The 17,295-nt window shown below is 32.4% G+C and carries 16 protein-coding genes; 11 read left to right on the top strand and 5 right to left on the bottom strand.

The features are described 5' to 3' along the window. The 3 genes from E7419_07165 to E7419_07155 all read left to right on the top strand — a co-directional run. A partial coding sequence (locus E7419_07165; protein ID MBE7014967.1) for a winged helix-turn-helix domain-containing protein occupies positions 1-327 on the top strand: 327 nt, incomplete at its 5' end. Then, a complete protein-coding gene (locus E7419_07160; protein MBE7014966.1) occupies positions 320-1,972 on the top strand; it encodes a PAS domain-containing protein in 1,653 nt (550 codons plus the stop codon). The genes E7419_07165 and E7419_07160, both read left to right, overlap by 8 nt. A gap of 162 nt (positions 1,973-2,134) precedes the next feature. Continuing rightward, complete coding sequence (locus tag E7419_07155; GenBank protein MBE7014965.1) at positions 2,135-3,883, top strand: Na/Pi cotransporter family protein; 1,749 nt, start codon at positions 2,135-2,137, stop codon at positions 3,881-3,883. A gap of 133 nt (positions 3,884-4,016) precedes the next feature. Here E7419_07155 and E7419_07150 read toward each other — a convergent pair whose 3' ends face one another. Further along, entirely contained in the window at positions 4,017-4,259 is a 243-nt protein-coding gene (locus E7419_07150) for an AbrB/MazE/SpoVT family DNA-binding domain-containing protein (protein ID MBE7014964.1), read from the bottom strand. A 230-nt stretch (positions 4,260-4,489) separates the two neighbouring features. Between E7419_07150 and lnt the strand changes: the two genes are divergently transcribed. Both lnt and E7419_07140 read left to right on the top strand, forming a co-directional pair. Continuing rightward, positions 4,490-5,836: an apolipoprotein N-acyltransferase gene (lnt, locus tag E7419_07145; GenBank protein MBE7014963.1), complete on the top strand. Its 1,347-nt coding sequence runs from the start codon at positions 4,490-4,492 to the stop codon at positions 5,834-5,836. Further along, positions 5,826-7,559: an ABC transporter ATP-binding protein gene (locus E7419_07140; protein ID MBE7014962.1), complete on the top strand. Its 1,734-nt coding sequence runs from the start codon at positions 5,826-5,828 to the stop codon at positions 7,557-7,559. The genes lnt and E7419_07140 overlap by 11 nt, the downstream gene beginning before the upstream one ends. Positions 7,560-7,673: 114 nt before the next feature. Here the strand turns inward: E7419_07140 and obgE are convergent, their stop codons facing one another. The 4 genes from obgE to rplU form a co-directional block, all read right to left on the bottom strand. Continuing rightward, positions 7,674-8,954: a GTPase ObgE gene (obgE, locus tag E7419_07135; GenBank protein ID MBE7014961.1), complete on the bottom strand. Its 1,281-nt coding sequence runs from the start codon at positions 8,952-8,954 to the stop codon at positions 7,674-7,676. A gap of 91 nt (positions 8,955-9,045) precedes the next feature. Further along, positions 9,046-9,324 carry a 50S ribosomal protein L27 gene (locus E7419_07130; protein ID MBE7014960.1) on the bottom strand — a complete coding sequence of 93 codons (279 nt, stop codon included), beginning with the start codon at positions 9,322-9,324 and terminating at the stop codon, positions 9,046-9,048. Positions 9,325-9,326: 2 nt separating this feature from the next. Beyond that, on the bottom strand, positions 9,327-9,656 hold the full coding sequence (locus E7419_07125; protein ID MBE7014959.1) for a ribosomal-processing cysteine protease Prp: 330 nt from the start codon (positions 9,654-9,656) through the stop codon (positions 9,327-9,329). A 2-nt stretch (positions 9,657-9,658) separates the two neighbouring features. Then, entirely contained in the window at positions 9,659-9,967 is a 309-nt protein-coding gene (gene rplU / locus E7419_07120) for a 50S ribosomal protein L21 (GenBank protein MBE7014958.1), read from the bottom strand. Positions 9,968-10,208: 241 nt separating this feature from the next. Here rplU and E7419_07115 point away from each other — a divergent pair, with 241 nt between their 5' ends. The 6 genes from E7419_07115 (at position 10,209) to pflA (ending at position 17,074) form a co-directional block, all read left to right on the top strand. Further along, positions 10,209-10,994: an SDR family NAD(P)-dependent oxidoreductase gene (locus E7419_07115; protein ID MBE7014957.1), complete on the top strand. Its 786-nt coding sequence runs from the start codon at positions 10,209-10,211 to the stop codon at positions 10,992-10,994. Beyond that, entirely contained in the window at positions 10,991-12,418 is a 1,428-nt protein-coding gene (locus E7419_07110) for an aminoacyl-histidine dipeptidase (GenBank protein ID MBE7014956.1), read from the top strand. Before E7419_07115 ends, E7419_07110 begins: the two co-directional genes overlap by 4 nt. 2 nt (positions 12,419-12,420) lie before the next feature. Beyond that, positions 12,421-13,677, top strand: a complete 1,257-nt coding sequence (locus E7419_07105) for a DNA repair protein (protein ID MBE7014955.1) — start codon at positions 12,421-12,423, stop codon at positions 13,675-13,677. Then, the gene (locus E7419_07100) at positions 13,670-13,996 is read left to right on the top strand and encodes a YolD-like family protein (GenBank protein MBE7014954.1); all 327 of its coding nucleotides are present in this window, start codon (positions 13,670-13,672) and stop codon (positions 13,994-13,996) included. Before E7419_07105 ends, E7419_07100 begins: the two co-directional genes overlap by 8 nt. Positions 13,997-14,154: 158 nt before the next feature. Beyond that, positions 14,155-16,380: a formate C-acetyltransferase gene (pflB, locus tag E7419_07095; GenBank protein ID MBE7014953.1), complete on the top strand. Its 2,226-nt coding sequence runs from the start codon at positions 14,155-14,157 to the stop codon at positions 16,378-16,380. 1 nt (position 16,381) lies between these two features. Then, a complete protein-coding gene (gene pflA / locus E7419_07090) occupies positions 16,382-17,074 on the top strand; it encodes a pyruvate formate lyase-activating protein (protein MBE7014952.1) in 693 nt (230 codons plus the stop codon). Positions 17,075-17,295: the final 221 nt, after the last annotated feature.

The raw sequence follows: 17,295 nt of genomic DNA, 5'->3' as shown, positions 1-17,295 counted from the left end.
GCTACAGGGGTTGCAAATCTACTCATACAATATGGAATGTTCAGCAACCTCGTATATATTATGTCTCCTTACGGAGAAAGAAAACAAGGGTGGTTACCCGGAACCATTACCGAAAAGAGTTCGGTTTTGATGATGTTACTCGAAGCAGATGGAAAAGTTGTTTCAAGAGACACTCTGCTTACTCGTGTTTGGGGAGAGTTTTATGATGAGTCAAGAACTCTTGATGTGCATATAAGAAAACTCCGTATGAAACTTGAAAGTGCAGGAGATCTTATTCATACCGTTAAAAATATAGGTTACAAACTCGGAGGTAATGAGAATGGTTAATAAAATATTTCGTTCCAATTTTTTTACCTCAATGTTTATCTTGCTTATAAGTTTTTGCTTGATTTTTGGTGTGTTATTCAGTTATTTTGAAGCGCAGATGTTTAAGGAACTTGAAAGCGAAGCGGGATACATATCCTATGCGGTTAAAAATGAAGATACTGATTTTATAAATAATTTTAATGAAAAAGGTAAAAGAATAACTTTAGTATCAAGTGACGGTACAGTTTTAGCAGATACCTCTGCAAATGCAGATGAACTTGAAAACCATGCTGACCGAAAAGAAATTGCAGATGCGATAAAAAACGGCAAAGGTACAAGTTCAAGATATTCCGATACTTTGATGCAGAAAACCTTGTACTATGCAGAAAAACTTGATAACGGAACAATTCTTCGTGTATCAACAATGCAAAATTCAGTTGTTATAATACTATTAGGACTTCTGCAGCCCCTTTTTATCATTATCGTACTTGCGCTTATTATCTCAGTTTTCTTGTCATACAGGTTATCGAAGGCTATTATAAAGCCAATAAATGAACTTGATCTTGATAATCCGGCAGCAAATGAAACCTATGAGGAATTAACACCTCTTCTTAAAAAAATGTCGGCACAAAAGAAAACCATTAACAGACAGATAAAGGAAGCCGAGCAAAAACAGGAAGAATTTAGATTGATTACCGACAATATGAGCGAGGGACTTTTGGTAATTGATAAAGATGCAAATGTACTTTCCTATAATCAGGCGGTAATTCGTTTGCTTGAAGTATCAGATGTAAGGGAAAGCAGCGTGCTTGCTTTTAACCGTAGCAAAGGTTTTAGAAATGTAGTTGAAAAAGCTCTTTTGGGAGAAAGAACTGAGAGCAATATTTCACACGATGAAAACACATATAACTTGATTGCAAACCCCGTTTATGAAAATGATAAAATTATTGGTGCGGTTATCGTAATAATTGACATTACCGAAAGCGTAAAGCGTGAGCAATTAAGGCAGGAATTTACATCTAATGTGTCCCATGAGTTAAAAACACCTCTTACCTCCATTTCGGGTTTTGCAGAAATGATGAAATCGGGAGGAACACCCGATGAAACAGTTATTGACTTTTCTACAGCTATCTATGATGAAGCACAAAGGCTTATTACCCTTGTCAGTGATATTATGAAAATATCCGAACTTGATGAAGGTGCAGTCCCTGCCACCCAAGAAAATGTTGACATCTATGAACTTTCAGAGGACATTGTAAAAAGACTTACTCCTATTGCTGAGAAAAGAAATATCAGTTTTAGTCTGATTGGTGAAACTGCAAAGGTTTACGGTGTAAGAAAAATTCTTGATGAAATGATATATAACCTTTGTGATAATGCTATCAAGTATAACAAAGAAAACGGTATTGTTGATGTTATTATCAATCGGGCGGGCGGTAAGACAAGTGTTACAGTAAGAGATACAGGAATCGGTATTCCGACATCCGAGCAAAACAGAGTTTTTGAACGCTTTTACAGAGTTGATAAAAGCCATTCAAAGTTTGTCGGCGGAACAGGTCTTGGTCTTGCAATTGTAAAACACGCAGCCGCATATCACGGTGCAGAAGTTTCTCTTGAAAGCACAGAGGGAAAAGGAACAAGCGTAACAATTGTTTTTGAACAATAAAAATTCACAAAAATCCTTGAAACATCTTGTTTTAAGGATTTTTTAATCTTATTTGTTAACATACAATTAACATACATTTGCTTTTAGAATTAACATTGACTATATTAAAATGTTATTATGAAAAATATGGTTTAAAGTTATGAAAACAAAGGAGAAAAATAAATGACAATATTTGATGTACTAAATTTGATAGGCGGATTATGTTTATTTCTTTTTGGTATGAATGTAATGGGAGACGGCTTGGAAAGGCGTGCAGGTAACAGTTTAAAAGCATTGCTTGGTAAACTTACAAATAATCCGATAAAGGGATTTTTGACAGGACTTGGTGTTACCGCTGTTATACAGAGTTCGTCAGCAACTACAGTTATGGTTGTAGGCTTTGTTAATTCAAAGATAATGACACTAAAACAATCAATCGGAATTATTATGGGTGCAAACATCGGAACAACTGTTACTGCCTGGATACTCAGTCTTGGAGGAATTTCAGGTGATAATATAGTTATGAAACTTTTAAAACCCACATCATTCACACCGATTTTAGCTCTTATCGGAATAATATTTATGATGTTTGCGAAATCCGGTAAGAAAAAAGATGTAGGCACAATTCTTCTTGGATTTGCAACATTGATGTTTGGTATGAATGCAATGTCATCTGCAGTTTCAGGTCTTTCTGATATACCTGAATTCCAGAACTTGTTTATAATGTTTAAAAATCCTGTTCTTGGTGTTTTAGTCGGTGCTGTCCTTACGGCTATCATTCAATCAAGTTCTGCCTCAGTCGGAATACTGCAGGCACTTTCTACAACCGGGGCTGTTTCTTATGGCGCAGCAATTCCGATTATTATGGGACAAAACATTGGTACTTGCGTAACCGCACTTTTATCTTCGCTTGGTACAAATAAAAACGCAAGAAGAGCTTCTGTCATACATCTTCTGTTTAATGTTATAGGAACTGTTGTATGGCTTGGAGTATTCAGTATACTATCTGTTACTGTTAAACCTGTAATTTTGGATACATCTGCAACTTACTTTGGAATAGCGGTTTCGCACTCAATATTTAATATTTTGTGTACTGTACTTCTTCTTCCGATGTCATCACTTCTTGAAAAACTTGCATATATAATTGTTCCTGAAGGGAAAGAAACAGAGAAGATTGTTGAACTTGATGAAAGACTTCTTGCAACACCTACGATTGCACTTTCGCAATGCTATAATGTAGCAAAGAAAATGGCAAACGAGGCTGTCGCAGGTTTTAAACTTGCAATTTCAACTGTACATGAGTATGATGTGAAAAAGGCGGAAAAAATAAGAATGATGGAAGATAACACCGACCATTATGAAGATATTTTAGGAACATACTTAACTAAATTATCACGTTCGAGAACATCAGATGAAGATAGTTCAGAAGTATCAAAATTATTGAAAGCTATCGGAGATTTTGAAAGAATTTCCGACCATAGCGTGAATATTCTGGAATCAGTTGAAGAATTAAAAGAAAAGAAAATAGAATTTTCAAAAGATGCTAAAAAGGAACTTGATGTTCTTTTAAACGCAGTATCAGAGATACTTGACATCACACTCGGCGCTTTTAATAAAGATGATGAAAATGCCGTGTATAATGTAGAACCTTTAGAACAGGTAATTGACGGACTTAAATCAATGCTCCGTGACAGGCATATAGTTCGCTTGGCAGATGGTGAATGCACAGTTGAAGCTGGATTTATTTGGGGTGATCTTTTAACTAATTTGGAGAGAACTTCCGACCATTGCTCAAACATTGCAACTTGTTTGATTGATGCAACCTATCATAATATGAATGCTCACGAATACAAACAAAGTTTGCTTGATAACAATCCGCAGTTTAATGAAAAATTTAAGTTTTATGGTGATAAATACAAATTAAGTTGTTAAGTTTAATGTTTTTTATTATTTTTTAAAAAATGCTTATGAATTTATGAGAAACTGAGAATTTTTAAGAATCTTGTTTAGATAATATATAAAAATATAAGGGGCTGTATATTTTACAGCCCCTTTAATAATACTTTTACTTAGAATTTAATTTTTCGATACATTTTTTGCATACGTGCTTATTTTCATAAATAACATTATCTCTCGCATCTCCGCAGAAAATACAAGAAGATTCGTATTTTTTTAGAATTATCATATCATCTTCGACAAATATTTCAAGCGGGTCTTTAATGTCTAAATTCATATTTCTTCTTAATTCGATAGGAAGCACTAATCTTCCCAATTCATCAATTTTTCTTACTATTCCTGTAGATTTCATAATGTTCTTCCTTTCTCACTTTAATATTACATCATTAGTGTTTTTCCTTTTTGTACTACACTAGGAATATGATAACATATTATCCAAAATTTGTCAATTATTGTTTGAAAAAAAAGTAAAAATTTTTTTGTTGTAGTAAATTATTGAATATTGGAAAAGTTTGTAGAACAAAAAAGTTGATTTCAGGTAAGTTTTTTTATATAATATAATAAGGAAGAAGTGAAAATTTAATGTTACTGTGTTTTATATCGGGAATACTTACAGGATTTACTTTTGTATTTAAAGAAATCAGGTTTATTAGTTTAATAACTCTTATCCCTTTTATAACGAGTGTCGAAAAAGGGAAGAAAAGTTTTTTAAAGGGTGCAGTTTTTGCATCTTCTTTAAATATTGTAACTATGTCCTTTTTATTTAATATGCATCCTATGGAATTTATGGGGCTTACAGGATTTAAAAGTTTGGGTATTGTTTTTCTTATGTACTTTGGTATTGTTCTTTTTGAGGGCTTGCTGGGAGGATTATTTACTTATATTTTTTCAAAATATGTAAAAAACATCTGGTTTTTCCCCTTGTGTTACAGTATTTACGAGTTTATAATCGGACTTGGCGAATTTGGTCTTACTCTATCAAATTTATATCTTCCGTGGTATAATAATCTTGCCTTTATTCAAAGCGCACGATTTTTTTCAAGTTATTTTTTAACAGGACTTATAGTTCTTATAAATGTGCTGATTTATAAGTTTATATTCTTAAAAAATATAAAATATTTATATCTTGCAATTTTGATTTTCACCTTAAATGTGAGTGTAGGTGCGTTAAGATTAAATATATATAATCCTGAAGAATTTAAATATGATATTGCACTTATTCAGGGAAATTTATCTTCGCTTGAAAAATGGGAGAATAACAGCCTGAGAAAGTCTTTTGAAATATATCAGGATTTAACTGAAGAAGTAAAACAAAAATATGATGTAGATGCTGTTGTATGGCCTGAAACTGTTATAAATTCTGAAATTTATCCCGAAAGTTTCTGGTATAAGAAATTAAGTTCATTATCTAAAGAGGAAAACGTCGAAATTTATGCAGGCTGTTTTTACAAAGAGGAAGACGGTTACTATAACAGTATGATTGCTTTTAATAAAAAAGGAAAAGAATATAATGATGTTTATCATAAAAGGCATTTAATTCCGTTTGCTGAAAATGAATATTTTTTTGGTAATGGTTTGAAAGAGGGCAAAGAAGCAATCGTGATTAACACAGACTCAGGTAAAATCGGGGGGCTTATATGTATAGATTCAGCCTATCCCTGCCTTTCATATAAAACAAACAGCAATGAGTGTGATTATTTTCTTGTTATAACAAATGATTCATGGTTTACTGATTCTTTTGGTGTAGAAAACCATTTTGCCCATAGCGTATTTCGTGCAGTAGAAAACAATAAATATGTTTTAAGAGCTGGTAATACCGGTATAACAGGTGTTATAACACCAAAAGGCGAGGTTAAAGGAAAAATTCCACCGATAAAAAGAGGATATACAGTAGTAAAAGGAGGAAAAGTTACGAGTTATGAAAAATAAAGGTACTATAAGAAGATTTATCCCGTATTATAAACCATATCTTTTTACATTTTTTATGGATATGTTTTGTGCTCTTATATGCGGACTCGTTGCTCTTATAAATCCTGTTTTAATAAGAAAAATAATAAACGAAGGACTTAATTTAAACGGAATATCTTATGATATTATTTTTAAAACAGGGATTATAATGCTTATTTTTGTTATATTGGATACTTTTTCCAACTATTATGTAAGTGCAAACGGACATGTTATGGGAACAAAGATGGAAACTGATATGCGAAGAGATTTGTTTAACCATCTTCAAAAACTTCCATATTCTTATTATGATAACACAAAAATAGGTCAGCTTATGAGCAGAATAACAAGTGACCTTTTTGATGTTACGGAATTTGCGCACCATTGTCCTGAAGAACTTTTTATGTCCACTTTGAAAATTGTGGGTGCTTTTATCATTCTTATAGGAATAAATGCTAAATTAACTTTAATAATATTTGCTTGTATTCCTTTTATGTTTGTATTTTCGATAATTATGAATAAGAAAATGAAGACTATGTTCAAGGCACAAAGAAAGCAGATTGGTGAGATAAATTCTCAGGTTGAAGACAGTTTGCTCGGAATAAGAATAGTAAAATCTTTTACAAATGAAAATGTAGAAGAAGAAAAGTTTAAAGAGGGCAACAATAAGTTTTTATATATAAAAAGAAAAGCATATCATTATATGGGACTTTTTCATAGTGGTATAAAATTTTTTGACGGATTTATGTATCTTACTGTTGTGTTTTCAGGAGCGTTTTTCTTAAAAAGCGGGGCTATAAATGCTGCCGACCTTGTTGCATATCTTTTATACATACAAACTCTGCTTACTGCAATAAGAAAATTAGTGGAATTTACCGAACAGTTTCAAAGGGGTCTTACAGGTTTTGAAAGATTTTTAGAAATAATGGATACACCCTCTGATATTAAAGAAAAAGAAAACGCAATTGTTTTAAGAAACGTTTCTGGAAATATAGAATTTAAAGATGTGTCTTTCAGATATTCTAAAAAATCACATTCAGTTTTAAAAAATGTTAACTTAAGTGTAAAAGCAGGGGATAACGTAGCGATTGTAGGGCATTCGGGAGGCGGGAAAACTACTCTTTTAAATCTTATACCTCGTTTTTATGATATTGATTCGGGAGAAATTTTAATTGACTATGTTAATATAAAAGATGTAACATTAAAATCACTAAGAGAAAATATAGGGGTAGTTTCGCAGGATGTATATTTGTTCTCAGGCTCGGTATATGATAATATTGCTTATGGTAAACCAGGTGCAACAAAAGAAGAGGTAATAAACGCTGCACATCTTGCCAATGCCCATAATTTTATTATGGAACTTCCCGATGGATATGATACTTATGTAGGGGAAAGAGGAGTTAAACTTTCAGGAGGGCAGAAACAGAGAATAAGTATTGCAAGAACTTTCCTTAAAGACCCTAAAATATTAATATTGGATGAAGCAACAAGCGCCCTTGATAACGAGAGTGAATATATAGTTCAAAAATCACTTTTAGAACTCGCAAAGGGAAGAACAACTTTTACAATTGCCCACAGATTATCAACTATAATAGATTCAAAGAGAATAGTAGTTCTTACTAAACGAGGAATAGAAGAAGAGGGAACTCATAATGAACTTATGGATAAAAAAGGAGTTTATTATAAACTTTATATGAAAACAGTTTAAATTAATTAGGAATTAGGATTAATGCAAATCAAATATTAATAAGGCGAAATCGCTGTATAGCATGATTTCGCCTTCCTTTATTCCTAATTCCTAAATCCTAATTCCTAATTATACTTACAGTACAAATTCAAATTCTACTTCATAAAGTCTTACAAGGTCGCCCTCTTTTACACCTTGATTTTCAAGTTCCGAAATTATTCCTGAAGATTTTAAAGCCCTCTGGAAATACTGCATTGACTCATAATCGTTAGGATTAGTGCTTTTTAAAAGTCTTTCAACAAAAGGACCTTCAACATTGAAAATACCCTCATCGTCAACATAAACTTCATAAGGTTTTTTCTCAACTTTGTGAATTGCCTCGTTGTAAATCTTATCTTCATCATATAAAACAGGCATAGGAATATTTTGCAGGAGTTCATAAGCGTAATTTAAAATCTCTTTTACACCTTTTGTCGTAACACCTGAACAAACAAAAACTTTATATCCCATTTCTTCGAATTTTTTCTTAACGTCATTTATCTTTTCTTCTTCGAACACTAAATCAGTCTTATTAAGAATAATAATCTGTTCTCTTGTTGCAAGTTCACTACTGAATTTTTTAAGTTCGTTATTTATAATGTCAAAATCAGAAAAAACATCTCTGCCTTCAGATTCTGATACATCAAGAACATGAAGTAAAAGTCTTGTTCTTTCAATATGTCTTAAAAAGTCATGACCAAGACCAACACCGTCTGATGCACCTTCTATAACACCCGGTATATCAGCAATAACAAAACTTCTTCCTGCACCTAAATCGGCAACTCCCAAATTAGGAACAAGTGTTGTAAAATGATAATTTGCAATTTTAGGATTTGCTTTTGTTGATACCGAAAGAAAAGTAGATTTACCAACATTAGGAAAACCGACAAGGCCGACATCTGCAAGAAGTTTTAACTCAAGAGAAACTTCTCTTTCTTCTCCGGGGTATCCGGGTTTTGCGAACTTTGGAATTTGCCTTGTAGGTGTTGCAAATCTTTTGTTACCAAACCCCCCGTTACCGCCCTTTGCAATAACTGCCTCCATGCCCGGTTCATTTAAATCACATAATATAAGCCCCGTCAAGACATCATAAACAACTGTTCCCACAGGCACTTTTACATACAGATTTTCAGCATTTTTACCTATTCGGTTATCACTCATACCGTCTCCGCCTGATTTTGCAACATATTTTCTTTTGTATTTAAAATCAAGTAATGTAGAAAGATTAGGGTCTGCGACAAATATAACGCTTCCGCCTCTTCCGCCGTCACCACCGTCAGGACCGCCTGCGGCAACATACTTTTCTCTATGGAAAGACATACTTCCGTTACCGCCGTTGCCGGCTTTAACAAAAATCTTCGCTTTATCTATAAACATAAAAAGTCCCTCCTGTAAGCCGTCAAATTTTCCGGCTAAAGTTTCAAAAAAGGGTTGCAACTAAAGCTGCAACCCACAAAAATCAAAATGATTAACCGGCAATAACACTAACTTGTTTCTTGTCTTTGCCTAATCTTTCAAATTTAACTTTACCGTCAACCAATGCAAATAAAGTATCGTCAGAACCTTTACCAACATTTGTTCCCGGATGAATTTTTGTACCTCTTTGTCTAACAAGAATATTTCCTGCTAAAACAGCCTGACCGTCGCCTTTTTTAACACCAAGTCTTTTAGCTTCACTGTCTCTACCGTTCTTGGTGCTACCCATACCTTTTTTATGAGCAAATAATTGAAGATCTAATCTAAACATTTTTACACCTCCAGCGTAATAATATTAACATTTTCTTTGTATTGCTCTTCTAAATCTAAAAAGAACAAATACATAGAATTAAGTAATATATTTGCTTGTTCTCTTAATTCTTTTTTTAAATCGTCGGGAAGAACAAAATATAAGTATCCGTCACTTTTTTCATATCCGAAGGGGATATTAAGAAGTTTTTCAATGCCGTTTAATGTGGCATACGATACAGATGATATAGCAGAACAAACGATATCCTCATTTTGCGAAAATTCCGAATGCCCGTCAATTACAAATTTAACTATATTACCCGACTTATCTTTTGTAATTTCAATCTTAGTCATAATTACATAGAGATTTTTTCAATCTGAACTTTTGTATAAGGTTGTCTGTGACCTTGTTTTTTTCTGTAACCTTTTTTAGGTTTCATTTTGTAAACGATAACTTTCTTTTCTTTTCCGTTCTTTAAAACTTTTGCAGAAACTGAAGCACCGTTAACTTCATCAGCAACTTTGATACCATTGTCATCAGCGATTGCAACAACTTTGTCAAGTGTAATAACATCACCTTCAGAAACTTCTAATTTTTCAATGAAGATAACATCACCTTCACAAACTTTGTATTGTTTACCGCCTGTTTCGATTACTGCGTACATTCTGTAGCACCTCCCTTTATTTTTTAGGACTCGCCTTGTAAGGTTAATCGTAAGAAGATATTAATATATCTACTTAACAATTATTATGACCGTACTCGAGCGGTTACCGTACTATTTTATACCATATTTGTCTATAAGTCAAGGCTTTTTTATATTTTTTTAATTTTTTAATAAATATTGGACTTTAATTCTAAGATGTGGTATTATAAATTAAAGTAGAATGAGTAACGGAGGCTAAAGTATGAAAGCGTTAATTACAGGAGCGAGTTCAGGACTTGGAAGAAGTATGGCAATAATTTTATCTAAAATGGGATATGATATTATTGCAGTTGCAAGAAGAGAAGATAAGTTAAAAGAACTTGAAAGTAAAATAAAAACAAATCTTTATATTAAATGCCTTGATATCACAAAAGAAGAGTCATATAGAGAAATTGAAAAAGAACTTTCTGATACAGATGTTTTTATAAATAATGCAGGGTTTGGAGTGTTTGGTGATTTTTCGTCGTCAGATTTAGATTCTGAACTTAAAATGCTTGATACCAATGTTCGCGCAGTTCATATTTTAACAAAAATGGCAGTAAAAAAATTCAAAGAGAAAAATAAAGGATATATTTTAAATGTTGCATCTATTGCTGCTTTTTTCCCAGGTCCTCTTTTCTCTTCTTACTATGCGACTAAAGCATACGTTTTCAGGCTTACCGAGTCAATATACGAAGAATTAAGACAGGAAAAATCAAATGTTAAAATAAGTGTTCTTTGTCCCGGACCTGTCAAAACCGAATTTGAAAAGGTTGCGAAAGTAAGTTTCGGAAACGGCAAAGAAAAAGGCAGAGATTTAATTATAGCAGATTGTGACAAAGTTTCTTCTTATACCATTAAAATGATGTTTAAAGGAAAACTTATAATTATTCCGGGTCTTTTAATGAAAATAGCAGTTTTTTTTAGAAGAATACTTTCGGAAAAAGCGTTATGTAAAGTATTATATTTACTGCAGAGTAAAAAATTTGAAATAGAGGTAGAAAAATGAATGTTTTAAAAGGAATAGAGCCTGAAAGAGTTTTTTATTATTTTAACGAAATATCAAAAATTCCTCATGGTTCAGGTAATACTAAAAAAATAAGTGATTTTTGTGTTGATTTTGCAATTAAACAAGGTCTTTCATATTCCCAGGATGAAATGAATAACGTAATTATTAAAAAGAAAAAACAGGGGACTTTGAGTGACAACACTGTTATTATTCAAGGTCATCTTGATATGGTTTGCGAAAAAGAAGATGCTTTACCTTTTGATTTTGAAAACGATTGTTTGAATTTGCAGGTTGATGATGACTTTGTTTTTGCAAAAGGTACGACTCTGGGAGCAGATGACGGAATTGCAATTGCTTATGCTCTTGCAATTTTGGAAAGTAAAGATATAGTTCATCCTGATATTGAAGCAGTTTTTACAGTTGATGAAGAAATAGGACTTTTGGGTGCTTCTTTTATTGATTTGTCGGATTTAAAAGGAAATTTACTATTAAATATTGATTCTGAAGAAGAAGGGATTTTTACCGTAAGTTGCGCCGGAGGTGCAACTGTAAAGTGCAGTTTGCCTTTAGAATATGAAAAAGCATCAGGAACTAAATACTCAGTTAAAATTCATAATTTAAAAGGCGGTCATTCAGGAGCCCAAATAGATAAGCAAAGAGCTAATTCCAATATATTAGCATCAAGAATTCTATTTTCCCTGATTACTGATTATAAAATAAATTTAGTTGATATTAAAGGCGGACTTAAAGATAACGCAATACCGCCTCTTACTGAATTTTCTTTTTATTGTGATGAAAACGTTGATAATATTATAGATTCGTATTTTAGTGATTTAAAAAAAGAGTTTAATGTAGCCGATCCTGATATTATGATAGAATATGAAAAAGTTAATGATACTTCTTTGGCGTTAACTAAAGATTCAACATTTAAAGCAGTAAATATGCTTATGGCACTTCCTAATGGCATAATAAGTATGGATATGGAAATAAAAGGACTTGTTAAAACTTCTCTTAATATGGGGATTTTAAGAATATTTAAAGAAAGGTTAGAAGCGTCATACTCTGTAAGAAGTTCTTCTAAAAGCGAAAAGAAAGCGCTTATAGATAAAGTGACAAGTGTTGCCAATCTTGCAGGTGCTTCTGTAGAAATTTCAGGTGAATACTCTCCTTGGGAGTATAAATCTGAGTCTTATTTGAGAGATGCTATTAAAAAAGCATATAATAACCTATATAACAAAGAGCCTGAATTCAAGGCAATTCATGCAGGGCTTGAATGTGGGGTTTTAGGAGAAAAAATTAAAAATCTTGACGCAATATCGTTTGGCCCTGATATATTTGATATTCACACACCGAAAGAAAGATTAAGTATTTCATCAACAAAAAGAACATGGGATTTTATTAAGGAAGTTCTTAAAAATTTATAATTATGGAAAAGTATTATTTATGTATTGATTTAAAAAGTTTCTTCGCATCGGTTGAATGTGCAGAAAGAGGACTTGACCCCTTTACAACAAATCTTGTGGTAGCAGATGAGAAAAGAGGAAGAGGGGCTATTTGCCTTGCTGCTTCTCCTGGGATAAGAGCAAGGGGCGTTAAAAACAGGGGAAGAATATTTGAAATTCCAAAAGATATTGATTATATTATTGCAAAACCCCGAATGAATCTTTATATAGAATACTCTGCAAATATTTATGAAATATATTTGAAATTCATATCAAAAGACGATATCCATATTTATTCAATAGATGAATGTTTTTTTGATATAACAAATTATCTTGAACTTTATAATAAAACTCCGAAAGAACTTGCTCTTATGATAATGGACGAGGTATATAAAAAAACAAAAATAAGAGCAACTGCAGGTATTGGCACTAATCTTTTTTTGGCAAAAGTTGCCCTTGATATAACCGCAAAAAATGCTGACGATTTTATAGGTTATTTAGACGAAGACTTATTTAAAGAAAAAATATGGCACCACAAACCTATAACTGATATCTGGAATGTGGGAAGCGGTATTGCAAAAAGGCTTGAAAAGTTTGGCGTGTATGATTTGTACGGCGTATCGCAGATGGAGGAAAGGCTTTTATACCGTGAGTTCGGAGTAAATGCAGAATATTTAATTGACCACTCAAAAGGAATAGAGCCTTGTACTATTTATGACATCAAACATTATGAAACCAAAACAACATCAATTTCTAACGGTCAGATTCTTTTTGAAGATTATAATTATTCTGATGCAAGGCTTGTGCTAAAAGAAATGGTGGATATGCTGACTCTTGATTTAGTTGATAAAAATCTTGTGACAAATTCTATAACACTGCGTATAGGATACTCAGATAGCACGAATAAAACAACAGGCGGAACGATAAAAATAAATAATTATACAAATTCGCAAAAAAAACTTACCGAATATTTTTTAGATTATTTTGATAAAACAACTCATAAAAATGCACCCATAAGAAAAGTCAATATAGGCTTTAATAACCTTGTGATTGAAGAATATGTTAATTTAGATTTCTTTTCAGATTTTTTAATGAATGATAAAGAAAGAAGTAAGCAAAAAGCAATAATTGATATAAAAAAGAAATATGGTAAGAATGCAATTTTAAAAGGAATGAATTATAAAGAAAAAGCAACGGGTAAAAAGAGAAATACGCTTGTGGGAGGTCATAACGGTGATTGAAAGAGCAAGGCAGTTTGCACCATTTTCTCCGCTTAAAGGTTTTTATAGAAAAATACTCGAAAAAGAAAAAATAGTTGTACCCCGCCATGAAATCTTAGAAGATAAGGCTCAGGATTTATCGTATAAATTAAACCTTGTAGAAAAAGGTATGATAATAAAGGTTATTTATTATTATGAAGGCGAATATATAAAAAAAGAGGGTATGGTATCAAAAATAGATTTTGATCTAAAAAAACTTATAATAGTAAAAGACGAGATATACTTTGAGGATATCTGGGATATCGAGAGCGAAGAAAAAAGCCTGGAACGAATTTTTTAGTATTGACAAAATGAAAAAAATAATATAGAATATATGTAGATATATCGCTGACGGATTTTGTGGAATTAACCACAAGGTGATGTATCGTATTAAAAGCCGACCGTCTGGGCATTCTTCTTTGTAAGAATGCCCTTTTTTAATAGAAAGGAGAAGGTAATATGAATTATTGGGAACAGTTTAAAGGGGAAAAGTGGAAAGAGGAAATTAATGTTTCAGATTTTCTTATTAATAACTATACTGAATATACCGGTAACGAAGAATTTTTGGAAGGTGTTACCGATAAAACAAAGAATATTTTAAATATTACAAATGATCTTCTGAAAAAAGAGCATGAAAACGGTGGAGTTTTAGATGTTGATGTTGATACTGTTACATCTTTACTTACATTTAAAGCAGGATACGTTGATAAAGAAAACGAAGTTATATTCGGTCTTCAAACTGATAAACCGTTAAAAAGAGGTGTTAACCCTTTCGGCGGAATAAGAATGGCAAGAAATGCCTGTGAAGCGTACGGATATAAGTTGTCCGAAAAAGTTGAAAATGAGTTTAAGTATAAAACCACTCATAATGACGGGGTGTTCCGCGCATATACCGATGAAATGCGAAAAGTAAGAAGTGCAGGAATTTTAACAGGTCTTCCTGATGCTTACGGCAGAGGAAGAATTATAGGCGATTACAGACGTGTAGCTCTTTACGGGGTTGACAGGCTTATCGAAGAAAAGAAAAAGGATAAAAAGAATCTTGCATCACTTGATATGTGCGAGGAAAACATAAGACTTTCAGAAGAACTTTATAAACAAATAGATTTTTTGGAAAAGTTAAAAGAAATGGCAAAGCTATACGGGTTTGACATTTCACAGCCTGCAAAAAATGCAAAAGAAGCAGTTCAATGGTTGTATTTTGCATACTTAGGTGCAGTAAAAGAACAAAACGGAGCTGCTATGAGTTTGGGAAGAAATACTGCATTTTTAGATATCTATATTAAAAGAGATATGGACAACGGGATTTTAGATGAAAAAGGTGCTCAGGAACTTATTGACCAGTTCGTTTTAAAATTAAGAATAGTAAGGCACTTAAGAACTCCTGAATATAATGACTTATTCGGCGGTGACCCGATGTGGATAACCGAAAGCATAGGTGGAATGTGTGAAGGAAATAAATCCTTTGTTACAAAAACTGCATTCAGATTTTTACATACACTTTATAATTTAGGTACAGCACCAGAGCCTAATATGACTATTTTATGGAGTGAAAAACTGCCTGAAAACTTTAAAAAGTATGTAGCAAAAGTTTCTATTGATACTGATTCTATTCAATATGAAAATGATGATGTAATGATAGAAAAATATGGCAACGATTATGCGATTGCGTGTTGTGTTTCGGCTATGCAGGTCGGCAAACAAATGCAGTTTTTCGGTGCAAGATGTAATCTTGTAAAACTTCTTTTAATGGCACTAAACGGTGGTAAAAATGAAAAGACAGGCGACCAGATAGGACCCGTAATGGAACCTGTATCTTCAGAAGTTTTAGATTACGATGATGTAATGAAACGTTTTAATGTGTATAAAGAATGGATGTGCAGACTTTATGTTAACACAATGAATGTTATCCATTTTATGCACGATAAATATGCCTATGAAAAACTTCAGATGGCACTTCACGACACCAAAGTAGGAAGATTTATGGCATTTGGTGTTGCAGGGCTTTCCGTTCTTTGTGACTCTTTAAGTGCTATAAAATATGCAAAAGTTACACCAATAAAAAATGAAGATGGAATAATCTGCGATTTTAAAATAGAAGGCGATTTCCCTAAATACGGAAATGATGATGACAGGGTTGATTCTATAGCAACCTGCGTTTTAGAAGATTTCTATAATGAACTTTGCAAAACTAAGGCATACAGAGGCGCTAAACATACATTGTCCGTTTTAACTATTACATCAAATGTTGTTTATGGTAAGAAAACAGGGGCAACTCCTGACGGAAGAAAATCAGGCGAACCATTTGCTCCGGGCGCTAATCCAATGCATAACAGAGAAACAAACGGTGCTTTAGCATCTTTAAACTCAGTTGCAAAAATATCCTATGATTATTGTCAGGACGGTATATCAAATACCTTTACAATTGTTCCTGATGCACTCGGCAAAACTAAGGAAGAAAGAATTGATAATTTAGTATCTATTCTTGGAGGTTATTTTAAGAATAAGGCACATCATATCAATGTAAATGTTATGAACAGGGATATACTTGAGGACTGCTATAATCATCCTGAAAAATATCCTAACCTTACAATCAGGGTATCAGGATATGCAGTAAATTTCCATAAACTTAACAAGGAGCAACAACAGGAAGTTATTAAAAGAACTTTCCATAACAGTATATAATATGCTAAATATAAATTCGTTTCAGTCTTTAGGGACGGTTGACGGGCCGGGTGTCAGATTTGTTGTGTTTATGCAAGGATGTAATTTTAAGTGTAAATATTGCCATAACCCCGAAACCGTTTATGAAAATAAGAATAACTTATTTACCATAGAAGAAATTTTCAAAAAAGTTGAGAGATTTAAAAATTATATATTTGATAAAGGTGGAGTGACTTTTTCAGGAGGAGAGCCACTCCTTCAGGCAAAAGAACTTATCCCTTTATTTAAACTTCTGAAAGAAAAAGGCTACCATATCGCTCTTGATACAAACGGAAGTATTTTAAATGATTATGTTAAAGAACTGCTTACATATACTGATTTGGTACTTTTAGATTTAAAAATGCCAAACGAGAAACTGTATATGGAATATATGAGGGCATCAAATAAAATAACTCTTGAATTTTTAAATTATCTTCAAAGTATAAATAAAGAGGTATGGATAAGGCAGGTTATTATTAAAGGTGTTAATAATACGAAAGAAAATATAGAGTTTTTAAGAAAAGTAAAAGAACTTAAAAATGTGTCAAAAATTGAACTTTTGCCATTTAAAAAACTTTGTCTTGAAAAATATAAAAGTATGAATTTAACCTTCGAAATGGAAGATTTTTCTGAAACTGATATAAAAACTATAGAAAATCTATATAAGGCATTGTAAAACAAATGCGTCAGGTGTTATGTAAAATGTAGGGAATGCAGTTATGCATTCCGAAGCGGAACGGATAAATCCGTTCCCTACAAAAATTTTTGTCCCTGACTTGACAAAATCAATATAAAGAATGTCGAAATTTGACGAAAAAAAGTATATTGACAATATCCTATGATTTGTATATAATATAAATTATAGGATATATTTATTGTATAAATAATAGGAGGTAG

It is taken from the genome of Oscillospiraceae bacterium (assembly GCA_015068525.1).
Lineage (GTDB): Bacteria > Bacillota > Clostridia > UMGS1840 > HGM11507 > SIG450.
The sequence above is the reverse complement of the archived record's forward strand: the minus strand, read 5'-3'. Positions and strand labels throughout refer to the sequence as shown.